Annotated in this window: 10 protein-coding genes; 6 read left to right on the top strand and 4 right to left on the bottom strand. The window is 59.5% G+C overall.

The features are described from left to right. Positions 1-85 (bottom strand): hypothetical protein (locus tag OQK_RS31985; RefSeq protein ID WP_443216332.1); only part of this gene is annotated, 85 nt, incomplete at its 3' end. A 327-nt stretch (positions 86-412) separates the two neighbouring features. Between OQK_RS31985 and glnA the strand changes: the two genes are divergently transcribed. The 5 genes from glnA to ntrC all read left to right on the top strand — a co-directional run bounded on the left by glnA (position 413) and on the right by ntrC (position 5,959). Continuing rightward, positions 413-1,819 (top strand): type I glutamate--ammonia ligase, encoded by a 1,407-nt coding sequence (gene glnA, locus OQK_RS09135; RefSeq protein WP_016772104.1) that lies wholly within the window; start codon positions 413-415, stop codon positions 1,817-1,819. Between the two features lie 258 nt (positions 1,820-2,077). After that, on the top strand, positions 2,078-2,590 hold the full coding sequence (locus OQK_RS09140) for a DUF4124 domain-containing protein (RefSeq protein WP_016772105.1): 513 nt from the start codon (positions 2,078-2,080) through the stop codon (positions 2,588-2,590). A 32-nt stretch (positions 2,591-2,622) separates the two neighbouring features. After that, positions 2,623-3,210, top strand: a complete 588-nt coding sequence (locus OQK_RS09145; protein WP_177318485.1) for a DUF4124 domain-containing protein — start codon at positions 2,623-2,625, stop codon at positions 3,208-3,210. A 230-nt stretch (positions 3,211-3,440) separates the two neighbouring features. Further along, positions 3,441-4,526: a nitrogen regulation protein NR(II) gene (gene glnL / locus OQK_RS09150; protein ID WP_016772107.1), complete on the top strand. Its 1,086-nt coding sequence runs from the start codon at positions 3,441-3,443 to the stop codon at positions 4,524-4,526. Further along, entirely contained in the window at positions 4,523-5,959 is a 1,437-nt protein-coding gene (gene ntrC, locus OQK_RS09155) for a nitrogen regulation protein NR(I) (protein ID WP_016772108.1), read from the top strand. Before glnL ends, ntrC begins: the two co-directional genes overlap by 4 nt. Positions 5,960-6,580: 621 nt before the next feature. Here ntrC and OQK_RS28860 read toward each other — a convergent pair. The 3 genes from OQK_RS28860 to OQK_RS09175 all read right to left on the bottom strand — a co-directional run bounded on the left by OQK_RS28860 (position 6,581) and on the right by OQK_RS09175 (position 11,757). Then, positions 6,581-9,052 (bottom strand): leucine-rich repeat domain-containing protein, encoded by a 2,472-nt coding sequence (locus OQK_RS28860; protein ID WP_016772109.1) that lies wholly within the window; start codon positions 9,050-9,052, stop codon positions 6,581-6,583. Between the two features lie 84 nt (positions 9,053-9,136). Then, positions 9,137-11,011 carry a leucine-rich repeat domain-containing protein gene (locus OQK_RS09165; protein WP_016772110.1) on the bottom strand — a complete coding sequence of 625 codons (1,875 nt, stop codon included), beginning with the start codon at positions 11,009-11,011 and terminating at the stop codon, positions 9,137-9,139. A gap of 305 nt (positions 11,012-11,316) precedes the next feature. Beyond that, positions 11,317-11,757, bottom strand: coding sequence for a hypothetical protein (locus OQK_RS09175; protein WP_016772112.1), 441 nt, complete (start codon positions 11,755-11,757; stop codon positions 11,317-11,319). On the opposite strand from OQK_RS09175, the gene OQK_RS09180 reads away from it, so the two are divergent. Next, positions 11,756-12,211 (top strand): tRNA (cytidine(34)-2'-O)-methyltransferase, encoded by a 456-nt coding sequence (locus OQK_RS09180; protein ID WP_016772113.1) that lies wholly within the window; start codon positions 11,756-11,758, stop codon positions 12,209-12,211. The two genes, OQK_RS09175 and OQK_RS09180, sit on opposite strands and share 2 nt — an antisense overlap. Positions 12,212-12,227: the final 16 nt, after the last annotated feature.

Genomic DNA, 12,227 nt, shown 5'->3' on the forward strand with positions numbered 1-12,227 from the left:
TCTTGGCCAACTGGCGGATGAATTTCGTCCGGACAGGTCGGCTTTTGATGGTGATCTCGGGGAAGACTTTTACGATAAGTTTCATGAAAACAGCGCGCGAACGGCCAGCCGAAAAAGGGGGGCGCGGATTATAGCGGAAATTGCTCAAGGTTTAACCAGTTAATGTGCAGAAGGTTTTGCTTGCACCAAAACAGGTCATTTCTGAATTTAAACGCAACATTAAGGGGCGGGATTTGTCGATTCAGTACCTCGCACGCCTTAATAAGCGTGAATTTGGGGCAAAAAACCCATGCTGGGGCACTGGCATGCAATTTGCTCCCTTGTGAGGCAGGTTGCCTTGGCAGAGTATTCGCGCCGGCATCACCATTATTAAGGGCATCCACTACCCGCCCTAATTCACCCGGAGGACACTATGTCGAAGTCGGTTCAACTCATCAAAGATCATGACGTCAAGTGGATTGATCTGCGCTTCACGGACACCAAAGGCACTCAGCACCACGTGACCATGCCGGCTCGCGATGCGCTGGATGACGACTTCTTCGAAGTCGGCAAGATGTTCGACGGTTCCTCCATCTCCGGCTGGAAAGGCATCGAAGCCTCCGACATGATCCTGATGCCGGTCGACGAAACTGCCGTACTCGATCCGTTCACCGAAGACCCAACCCTGATTCTGGTGTGCGACATCATCGAGCCTTCGAGCATGCAGGGCTACGATCGCGACCCACGTGCGATCGCCAAGCGCGCCGAAGAGCACCTGAAAGCCACCGGTATCGGTGACACCGTATTCGCCGGTCCGGAGCCTGAGTTCTTCATTTTTGACTCGGTGAAATTCAAGTCGGACATCTCCGGCTCGATGTTCAAGATCTACTCCGAGCAAGGTTCGTGGATGTCCGACCAGGACATCGAAGGCGGCAACAAGGGTCACCGTCCAGGCGTGAAAGGCGGCTACTTCCCGGTTCCACCGTTCGACCACGACCACGAAATCCGTACCGCCATGTGCAACGCACTGGAAGAAATGGGTCAGTCGGTTGAAGTTCACCACCACGAAGTGGCAACTGCCGGCCAGAACGAAATCGGCGTCAAGTTCAACACCCTGGTGAAGAAGGCCGACGAAGTTCAGACCCTGAAATACGTTGTGCACAACGTTGCCGACGCTTACGGCCGCACCGCGACCTTCATGCCGAAGCCACTGTACGGCGACAACGGTTCGGGCATGCACGTACACATGTCGATCTGGAAAGATGGCAAGAACACCTTCGCAGGTGAAGGCTATGCCGGCCTGTCCGATACCGCTCTGTACTTCATCGGCGGCATCATCAAGCACGGTAAGGCCCTGAACGGCTTCACCAACCCGGCGACCAACTCCTACAAGCGTCTGGTGCCAGGCTTCGAAGCTCCGGTAATGCTTGCCTACTCGGCTCGCAACCGTTCCGCTTCGATCCGTATTCCTTACGTGTCGAGCCCGAAAGCCCGCCGTATCGAAGCACGCTTCCCGGATCCGGCTGCCAACCCGTACCTGGCCTTCGCAGCACTGCTGATGGCCGGTCTGGACGGTATCCAGAACAAGATCCACCCAGGCGATGCTGCAGACAAAAACCTGTACGACCTGCCGCCTGAAGAGGCGAAAGAGATTCCACAGGTTTGCGGCAGCCTGAAAGAAGCCCTGGAAGAGCTGGACAAGGGCCGCGCCTTCCTGACCAAGGGCGGCGTGTTCTCCGACGACTTCATCGACGCTTACATCGCGCTGAAATCGGAAGAAGAGATCAAGGTTCGCACCTTCGTACACCCACTGGAATATGAGCTGTACTACAGCTGCTGATCCGGTAGCGCTGCGTAAAGCGGCGTGACAAAAGAGGCCTCCTTCGGGAGGCCTTTTTTATTGCCCGGCGCAGCGCATTTTCAGTGTGGGAGCGAGCCTGCTCGCGAAAGCGGTGTGTCATTGATCGTTCCCACGCTTCGCGTGGGAACGATCCGTGTTTTGGCTACCAGTCTTTTCAATTCCAGTTATTAACGGTTTTGGCCAACCGCCCCACCTGTCCTATGCTGCTACCCATCGTTTCCAATCCCGGTCGATTTCATGGGTCGCACGTTTCTCTACATTCTGCTGCTGATCGCCCTGCCCGCCGCCGCGCAGATCTACAAGTACACCGACGCCAACGGCAACACGGCGTACAGCAATCAGCCGCCGGACGGCGTGCAGGCGCAACCGGTCGAGCTGCCACCGCTCAATCGGGTCGAACCGCAAGCACCGAGCGCGCCGCAAGCACCCACCGCAGAACAACCGCAACCACCGCGCAACGCCTATGAAATCCTCGAGCTCGCCGGTCTGCCCACTGACGAGGCGCTGCGCGCCAACAACGGCACCTTCACGGTCAACGTCCTGATCAAGCCGCGCCTGCAACCGCCGCATCAATTAAGGCTGCTGCTCGACGACCAGCCCTATGGCCAGCCGAGCAACGTGCCGGTTCTGCAACTGGTCAACATCGATCGCGGCGAGCATCGCCTGGCCGTGCAAGTGATCGACGGCCAGACTGTCATCCAGCAGAGCCCGCCAGCGGTCTTCACCGTGCAACGGGTGCGTACGCCGTGATTCGCGCGGGACTGGCACTCATCCTGGTGTTGATGTCGACGCCCGCCTCGGCGGAGGTCTTTACCTACATCGACGCACAGGGCAACCGCGTCTACACCGACCAGCCACGCGCCAACGCCAAGCGAGTGCCGATCGCGACAAGCAATCGCATGGGTGTCCCTGCCAACACCGCAGCGCCGATCACCACAGCGAAAAAATCCGCCGAACCAGCGCCCTTTCACTACGACATGCTGCGCATTCTGATCCCGGAGCCTGATGCCACTTTGCGCAGCAGCGCCGGCGAGCTGATCGTCAGCGTCACCAGCGAGCCGGGCCTGCAAAGCGGCCATCGTTATCGCTTGCTGCTGGATGGCAAGGCCACTGGCGAGCCCGGCGTCAGCCCGGTATTTGCGCTGAGCAATATCGATCGCGGCAGCCACAGCCTTTCGATCGAAATCCTCGACGCCGCCGGGCGTACCGTGGAACGCACCGCCAATCAGCCGTTCCACATGCTGCGCATTTCCCTGGCGCAGAAACGTCAGGTCAAACCCTGTGTCGCCGACGACTATGGTGTGCGCCCGGAATGCCCGCTCAAGGACAAACCTGACGAACCGAAAAACCCATTCCTGCGCTTCTTTTAACGTCTGCCGGGCATGCGCACCCTATTGGTGCACTAAACTGCATCTCGCCCACAACCCAACCCATTTTGGTTCGAAACTTCCCGTTTGAGCTGGCTTCGTGCCATACAAACGCGCGTCAAACGCCTGTTTCAGGGGTTAAACGCTTCTTTTCGGAGCCTTGGTTTGGTTTTTGCATTTTCCCGACATCAGCGCTTTGTTCTCGCGCACGCCTTGCTCCAAAAGGGGTCCAGATGACCATAAGCGACGCTATACACCGTTTGCTGCTCGACAACCTGACCACGGCGACCATCCTGCTCGACGCCGAGCTGCGCCTGGAGTACATGAACCCGGCGGCGGAAATGCTGTTGGCGGTCAGCGGTCAGCGCAGTCACGGCCAGTTCATCAGCGAGCTGTTCACCGAATCCCCCGAGGCGCTCAATTCCCTGCGTCAGGCGGTGGAGCAGGCGCACCCTTTCACCAAGCGTGAAGCGATGCTCACCGCCCTCACCGGCCAGACGCTGACCGTGGATTACGCGGTGACGCCAATCCTCAGCAACGGCGAGACTTTGCTTTTGCTTGAAGTGCACCCACGTGATCGGCTGCTGCGGATCACCAAGGAAGAGGCCCAGTTGTCCAAGCAGGAAACCAGCAAGATGCTGGTGCGCGGCCTCGCCCACGAGATCAAGAATCCCCTCGGCGGCATCCGTGGCGCGGCGCAATTGCTCGCCCGCGAGCTACCGGAAGACAGCCTGCGCGATTACACCAATGTGATCATCGAAGAGGCCGACCGCCTGCGCAATCTGGTCGATCGCATGCTCGGCTCGAACAAACTGCCGTCGCTGGCCATGTGCAACGTCCACGAAGTGCTCGAACGCGTCTGCCATCTGGTCGAGGCCGAAAGCCAGGGCTGCATCACCCTGGTGCGTGATTACGACCCGAGCATTCCCGACGTATTGATCGACCGCGAGCAAATGATTCAGGCGGTGTTGAACATCGTGCGCAACGCGATGCAGGCGATCAGCAGCCAGAACGAGCTGCGCCTGGGCCGCATCAGCCTGCGCACCCGCGCCATGCGCCAATTCACCATCGGCCACATCCGCCATCGTCTGGTGACCAAGATCGAGATCATCGACAACGGCCCGGGCATTCCGGCGGAACTGCAGGAAACCATTTTCTTTCCGATGGTCAGCGGCCGCCCGGACGGTACCGGGCTGGGCCTGGCCATTACCCAGAACATCATCAGTCAGCACCAGGGCCTGATCGAGTGTGAGAGCCATCCGGGCCACACCACCTTCTCGATCTTCCTGCCACTGGAACAAGGAGCCACATCGACATGAGCCGTAGTGAAACCGTGTGGATCGTCGATGACGACCGTTCTATCCGTTGGGTCCTGGAAAAGGCCTTGCAGCAGGAAGGCATGACCACCCAGAGCTTCGACAGCGCCGATGGCGTGATGAGTCGTCTGGCCCGGCAGCAGCCGGACGTGATCATTTCCGATATCCGCATGCCGGGCGCCAGTGGCCTGGATCTGCTGGCACGGATTCGCGAACAGCACCCACGGCTGCCGGTCATCATCATGACCGCTCACTCCGACCTGGACAGCGCTGTCGCCTCCTATCAGGGCGGTGCTTTCGAGTACCTGCCCAAGCCTTTCGACGTCGATGAGGCGGTATCGCTGGTCAAACGCGCCAACCAGCATGCGCAGGAACAGCAAGGCCTGGAAGTGGTGCCTGCGCTGACCCGCACCCCGGAAATCATCGGCGAAGCGCCGGCGATGCAGGAAGTGTTTCGCGCCATCGGGCGCCTGAGCCACTCCAACATCACCGTGCTGATCAACGGCGAATCCGGTACCGGTAAAGAACTGGTGGCCCACGCCCTGCACCGCCACAGCCCCCGCGCGGCCTCGCCGTTCATTGCCCTGAACATGGCGGCGATTCCCAAGGATCTGATGGAATCGGAACTGTTCGGCCACGAGAAAGGCGCGTTCACCGGCGCGGCGAATTTGCGTCGCGGTCGTTTTGAACAGGCGGACGGCGGCACGCTGTTTCTCGATGAAATCGGCGACATGCCGGCGGACACCCAGACGCGTCTGTTGCGCGTGTTGGCCGATGGCGAGTTCTACCGCGTCGGCGGCCATGTGCCGGTGAAAGTCGATGTACGCATCATCGCCGCAACCCACCAGAATCTGGAAACGCTCGTCCACGCCGGCAAATTCCGCGAGGACTTGTTCCACCGCCTCAACGTTATCCGCATCCACATCCCGCGCCTGTCGGATCGTCGCGAAGACATCCCGACCCTGGCCCGGCACTTCCTCAGCCGCGCCGCGCAGGAACTGGCGGTCGAGCCGAAGCTGCTGAAAAGCGAAACCGAGGAATACCTGAAAAACCTGCCGTGGCCGGGCAACGTGCGCCAGCTGGAGAACACCTGCCGCTGGATCACCGTCATGGCCTCCGGCCGTGAAGTGCACATCAGCGATTTGCCGCCGGAACTGCTCAACCTGCCGCAGGATTCGGCGCCAGTGACCAACTGGGAACAGGCCCTGCGCCAGTGGGCGGATCAGGCCCTAGCCCGTGGCCAATCGAGCCTGCTCGACAGCGCAGTGCCGGCGTTCGAGCGGATCATGATCGAGACTGCTTTGAAGCACACCGCAGGGCGTCGGCGTGATGCGGCGGTGCTGCTGGGTTGGGGCCGGAACACCCTGACGCGCAAGATCAAGGAATTGGGGATGAAGGTTGATGGTGGGGATGATGATGAGGGGGAAGAGGGTTAACGCTTAAGGGTTGTCGTGTACTCAGGACCGATCCCCCTCACCCCAGCCCTCTCCCCCAAGGGGGAGAGGGGGAAGGGAGCAATCTCGGGTGGTTTCGAGGCCTGAGTTCGGCTCGGTAGATCAGGTCGGCGTAACTTGACCGGGCAACTCGGTCAGTCCCCTCTCCCTCTGGGAGAGGGTTAGGGTGAGGGCCACCGTGCACCGCATCAATGCACAATGACCCGCGATCGCGCACAGCCGTATCGCCACAATTACTCCTGAAAAACCTGAAAAACCCTTTATTCAAAAACGCGAAAGCCCCGAGTCCCGGGGCTTTCGCGTTCCCAAAGCGTTATTTGTTTCAGCAAATTAAAACCTGGCACGCACCCTGCAATACCTATCTCAGGTGATTCGTTTCACCACCCGTTTCGGGGACCTTGGTACAGGCAGGCCGGGGATTCCCCTCTTTACATCGGGCTCAGACCGCAACGGATGAGTCCACCCTTTTGGGATCCTTGGTACAGGCAGGCCGGGGGTTCCCTCTTTACACCGGGCTGACGCCGCAAGCGAAGCCCATGCTTTTGGGAACCCTGATACAGGCAGGTCAGGGATTCCCGCTTTTACACTGCAGCGCCCCCGCCCCTACTCGAGTCTCGGGCGCCCGGGCGCATGATGTGGGGGCTGGTTTTGCCACGTCGGGTCAGACCTCCTTATTTCCTCCTCCAGCCTGTCCAGCATTTTTCCAGGGCTGGCTTCATCAGTTGCAATACGCAGCAAACTTCTTTGCTCACCGTAACTGGCGTTTTGGAAACGCTCGATAAACGACCAGACCCGGCGCTGCAAAAGCAGCCGTTCAACCTGAAATTCCGGCGTACGCACCAGATTTCTGATTTGTTTCATCATTGCGGAGTTCGCTTCAAGGACAAATGCATCCCACAGCGCAGACTTTTCAGCGTGTCGCGCCTGGGGAACATGGTGCATCCAGTGATGGATCCCCAAATCAGCCTCGATTCTTCCCAGCCATAGATCGCTACCCGTCTGCCGACGTACAGCTATCAGACGTCGCAGAGAAGCGGGGTCGGCAATCGGGCTGCCAGTGAGGTCAAAACCCTTTCTCAGCTCAATGTTTTCAGGAATTGCGCTGATCCCGGTATGGGCCAGATCCAGACGCGTCCTGGGAATATCGGATGTAACGCCGTCCGGGAAACTCTTTATACGAGTACGGTTGAGATCGACCTCCAGCAACGCCGTCATTCCCCGCAGTGAAGGCGCCACAGCCAGCCGGCTTTGCGACAAATCCAGTTTCTCCAGCCGCGTCGGACCGCTGGGCAAATCAAGCCCGGGCGGCGGCGAAGATATGTAGCTATGGGCCAGATTCAACTCTCGCAATGCGGACATATGAGTCACATCAGGCGCGTCTGTCAGATCGGGGTTATGGAACAGATCAAGCACCTCCAACCTTGACGCCGCGGGCAATTCACCCACCCCGTCAGGCGGACGACGCAGGCCACAGGAACGTGCGCGCAAGACCCGCAACTCGGTCATACCGCGCACCGAAAAAGGCGGCCAGATACTGCAGTGCGTCAGGCTCAGCTCCCGCAAACGGGTCAGTTGCGTGAAATGTTCAAGAGTGACCGACGGGAGCCAGAGTGTGGCTTCCTGCATCGTCAGGACTTTCAACGCCGGGAATTTACCGATTTCGCTTAACAGTTCATGACTCTTGCCTTTGAATCTGCGTACTTCGAGGGTTTCAATGTGGGAAAGCATCGAGAACACATTGCCCAGACTTCTTGAGGGACTTCCCTCCAGGACCAGGGATACGACGGCTCTGAGCGGAACCGAAAAACCCGGCGGCGCGAGATTGCCCCGACTTCCCAGGTCGAGCTCCAGCTTGAAACCGACCAGCCGCCCGTCTCGGTAGACTTTTTCCGAGTGTTCTCCCTGCCACTTGAACAATCGGCGCATGTTGGCGCCTATTGCCAGCCGGCGCGTGCGCTCTGCATTGTCCTTGCCTTTGTAGCCCGTCTCCCAGGCAGTGATCTCACGGTCCAACCGAGGAAACTCCAACTGAAGCCGCTTGAGTTCCACTTCCGCCAACCCCGCTTCTCCATATCGCGCAATGAAATCATCGGCATGTTGATCCGTCGCGTCAGCAAAATAGCGTTTGACCTGCGCCCGTGTGGTCGCAACCAGAACCGGCGGTTGTGCCCCTGAGGGGCCGGCGCCGGTGAGCCAGGGGCGGTGAAAGTTGAACGGGTTGGCAGGCGCCTGTGCACCGCCGTCCATCCCACCGCGCAAACCGGTGAGCATGGAAACCCAAGTGTTCTGCTCGCTGCGGGTGATAGCCAGGGTTTCACCGCCAAGGCTGGCGCGGTAGATATTCGCGCTGTCGGCAGCGACGGGATCGTTGGGTTTGACCAGGCGCCAAACCCTGTATTCCGGGCGGGAGGCATCCAGATCCTGCATGACCTGATACGCCTGTTCATGGATGACCACATAGAGCCTGCCTTCGTGACGTATCACGCCGTCGCTGCCCGATTGCGCGCCGCTGAGATCCGGCCCGGCATGAAAGCCGTCCAGGCTTTTGGCGGTCAGGGGGTTGGTGCGGGTGCTGAAGTCGCTGTGCGGATGCCAGATGCCGCTCTCGCTATCGCGCAACATCCATGGGCCGGAAGGGAACAACTCGCTGGAATGTCGAGCGCGATACCACCCTGTATCCGGATCCACTGCGACGAGAACGAGGCCACTGTCAGGTACGTCAACATAACAGCGATTTTTGTACATCCTGAAGCCTTCGCTATCAGCATCAGGCAGCTCGATCGCTGACGTTATCCGGTAGGTCTCCAGTGACCGGTTTATGACAGCGGGGCTTGCAGCAAGGTGCGGCGCCGGGCGAACTTCGAGCACCGGCGCCGGCAGGATCGCAACCGGGCCTGCGTCGTCGCCAGGTTTGGTGCTTCGCGACTTCAGATCATCGAGGCCAGCCCAGGGGACCGTGCCATCGCGGACGGGTACATCCGCCGGTATGAAATCCTTGTCGGAGCTTCGCTTCGGGAACGTGTGGACATCCGTATCAACGTGGGTGCTGCCCCCGCGAGGTGGTTTTACTGGCATGTTTTTTCATCCTTGAAAAGTTGCCCCGGCTTTTGTGCAGGGGGTAGTAGTGTCGGCATCGTGCCGCCCGCTGTTTGCATCCCCCTAAGCAATACGCGGACGCTTGGGCAGAGGGTGCAGCGGTTGATTCTGTCGCCCTGCGTCATAGCTGCGGATTTCATTCTCCAGCCGGTCCAGCATCCTCCCGGGACTCGTTTCCGTATGAAGAATGGCGTCGAGCCTCGCCCGCTCAGTAGCGTCGGCCCGGTCATACATTTCCAGAAACCACCACACACGCCGCTGCAGCAGCGGGCGTTCGACGTGAAACTCGGGCGTTCGACTCAGCCGACGAAGAATGCCGGTCACTGCCAGTGGCATTGCGGCGTTATGCCTGTCCCACAGCGCTTGTTTTTCCGCTATCTGGTCCTGTGGCACATTGCGTAGCCAGAGATCGGCAGACCCATCGCTGCTTTCCTGCCCAAGCCAGATATCGGTGCCTGTCTCGGCACGTGCTCGTATCAACCGCCGTAGCGAGGCCGGGTCCGTAATCGGATTGCCGATGAGATTGAAGCCCGCTCTGAGCTCCACGGATTCCGGAATCGACCTGATGTGATTGTCCGCAAGATTCAGTTCTCTTGCGGGAATCCTGTCGGTAATGCCCTCGGGAAATCTTTGCAATCGCGTATTGGAAAGATCCAGCTCCTGCAGTGCGGTCATGTTTTCGAGTGAAAGGCTGTCCGCAAGCGGATTGCCCCCCAGTCTCAACACTTCAAGCTTCGACGCCACGTCGATGGCTTCAAGACCGGAAGGCAGCAGGTGTATTCCGGTGCGGCTCAGATCCAGCACTCGCAGTTCAGTCATCCCTCTGAGGTCAGCTGCCACTTGCAAAAAGGTGACTTGCTCCTGATGCCGCATTTGCATGTCGAGGCTATTCACCGGGGCCTCGAATGTATTGCAAAGCCATAGCTCATGTAGCCTGGCAAGGCCTCGTACGGAAAAGTCAGACGTCAATTCACAGTCCTGCAAGTGCAGCCTTTGCAGACGCGGAAATCTTTTCAATTGCTCGGCAAAGCGCGAATCCAGACTGAATTTTGAATGCACCCAATTAATCACGTCCCATCCTTGAAACCGGCCTTGCACTCCGATTTCCTGACTGGTAATCGTCAGGCTTTCAAGGTTGGGAAATTGTGCGCAAAACACGTCCGGATCCAGCCGGCCACGGCCTCTTAAAGTCAGAGAAACCACTGAGCCGAACTTCAAGGAAAGCGGCTTTGCAACTGGCCAAATCGTCAGATCGATTTCCAGGTTGAAGCCCACGAGCCGCCCATCACGGTAGACGCGCTGCTCGGGCTGGCCTTGCCATCGGTACACCTGGCGAAACGTCGCCCACATATTCCGCGCCTCATGAAACTCGTTGTCCGATGAAATGGAACCTCGACTGATCGGCAGGTCAAAACCCGTCGAGTCCAATAGCGCAAGCCCAAGCTGGATATGCTTGAGCTCAAGCTCTGCCACGTCCTTGTCATCAAACCGGGCGATGAAGGCATCCGCGTCCTCGTCGGTCGCGTCGGGAAGGTAGGTGCGGATCTGTTCCCGGGTAGTTGGCTCCGCGACTTCACGCGCATACCAGAGTCCGCTGTCCACATCGCGCAGCATCACCGGGCCGGAAGGGAGCAACTCGCTTGGCCGCCGGGCTCGGTACAAACCCGTCGCAGGATCCACGGCGACAGGCACCAGGTCACCGTTGGCCAGGTCTGCGTAGGTTCGCCGACTGATCACCCGCAAACCTTCGCTGTTGACCTGTGGAAGTACCGCTCGGGCGTTGGTGACGTAATTGTCCAGCGAAGGCTGGGTGGCGGTCGGGCCAATACCCTCCGCGATTGCGCGAACTACAACGGCCGCGGCGGGGGGCACGGCATCCAGGGTGGCGTCGGTGGATGATCCGGCGCGCGGCAGCAAATGGTGCTGAGCAATATCCACATCGACGCCTGTGCGACCCGAGTGGCCGGGAAGCGAAGTGTCCACGTCTGCAGACCGATGTGGGCTGCCCGAGGCGTCCACGTGGGTACCGCCACCGCGAGGGGGTTTGACTGGCATATTTTCATCCTTGAAAAAGACGCCCCCCTGCATTCCTGCAAGGGGACGACGGGTTTCGGCATCCTGCCGTTTGTAGGGGCGAACGATAGCGTGCACGAGCACGTGCTGGAGATGGGAAAGGAAGACGGTCGCAGTGGGAAACGACCTCAAAAAGTGTGGGAGCGCGCCCCAGTGATGAAGAAGTGCCGCTAGGGCTCGCTCAAACGGATCTCCAGTCGCCAGCGATCATCGACCTCGCTGCCGACCCAGTCGCCCCGCAACGGACGCGCTGCCAGCACCGTCAGCAACAATCCGCCATCACTCTTGCGCATGCGCCAGTTGACGTCCTTGCCGTTGAGCCTGAGCTGGCCTTTCTGCGGTCGACCTTCGGCCTGAAACAGCAGCGCGACGGTGCCGTCGATGATCTCGCCGTGCAGCTTCGGCTCGTTGTTGAACCACACCACCAGGCCGCCATCGGTAACCTCGACCTGCTCCAGCACGCTCGGATCCGGCGTAGTCAGCCGGCCGATCATCAAGCCGATCATCAAGCCGACAATCGCCAGCGAGCCGATGACTCGCGGGAATAGTTTCGAACGGTTGTCCACAGGCGGCGTAGAATGCCGCTCATCTTTACCTTCGGAGCCGTGCATGTTTCACGTCATCCTTTTTCAACCAGAAATTCCGCCGAACACCGGCAACGTTATCAGGCTGTGCGCCAACAGCGGCTGCCACCTGCATTTGATCGAACCACTGGGTTTCGAGATGGACGACAAGCGCCTGCGCCGTGCCGGTCTCGACTACCACGAATATGCCACGTTACAGCGTCACGCTGATCTGGCCAGTTGTCTGGAAAGTCTGGGCAACCCGCGTGTGTTCGCCTTCACCACCAAGGGTTCGCGGCCGTTCCATGATGCCGCGTTCGTGCCCGGCGACGCGTTTCTGTTCGGCCCGGAAAGCCGTGGCCTGCCAGCGGACGTGCTCGACGCCCTGCCCGCCGAACAGCGCCTGCGCCTGCCGATGCGCGAAGGCTGCCGCAGCCTGAACCTGTCCAACACCGTGGCGGTCGCCGTGTACGAAGCGTGGCGGCAGAACGACTTCAAATAGTTTTCGTCTGACCAAA

Origin of the sequence: Pseudomonas sp. R62, from assembly GCF_000257605.1 — a bacterium.
Lineage (GTDB): Bacteria > Pseudomonadota > Gammaproteobacteria > Pseudomonadales > Pseudomonadaceae > Aquipseudomonas > Aquipseudomonas atacamensis.

Excerpts from the sequence above, each read along its gene's own strand:
- glnA (WP_016772104.1), top strand. The coding sequence starts at position 413 with ATGTCGAAGTCGGTTCAACTCATCAAAGATCATGACGTCAAGTGGATT.
- OQK_RS09140 (WP_016772105.1), top strand. The coding sequence starts at position 2,078 with ATGGGTCGCACGTTTCTCTACATTCTGCTGCTGATCGCCCTGCCCGCC.
- OQK_RS09145 (WP_177318485.1), top strand. The coding sequence starts at position 2,623 with ATGTCGACGCCCGCCTCGGCGGAGGTCTTTACCTACATCGACGCACAG.
- glnL (WP_016772107.1), top strand. The coding sequence starts at position 3,441 with ATGACCATAAGCGACGCTATACACCGTTTGCTGCTCGACAACCTGACC.
- ntrC (WP_016772108.1), top strand. The coding sequence starts at position 4,523 with ATGAGCCGTAGTGAAACCGTGTGGATCGTCGATGACGACCGTTCTATC.
- OQK_RS28860 (WP_016772109.1), bottom strand. The coding sequence starts at position 9,052 with ATGCCAGTAAAACCACCTCGCGGGGGCAGCACCCACGTTGATACGGAT.
- OQK_RS09180 (WP_016772113.1), top strand. The coding sequence starts at position 11,756 with ATGTTTCACGTCATCCTTTTTCAACCAGAAATTCCGCCGAACACCGGC.
- OQK_RS09175 (WP_016772112.1), bottom strand. The coding sequence starts at position 11,757 with ATGCACGGCTCCGAAGGTAAAGATGAGCGGCATTCTACGCCGCCTGTG.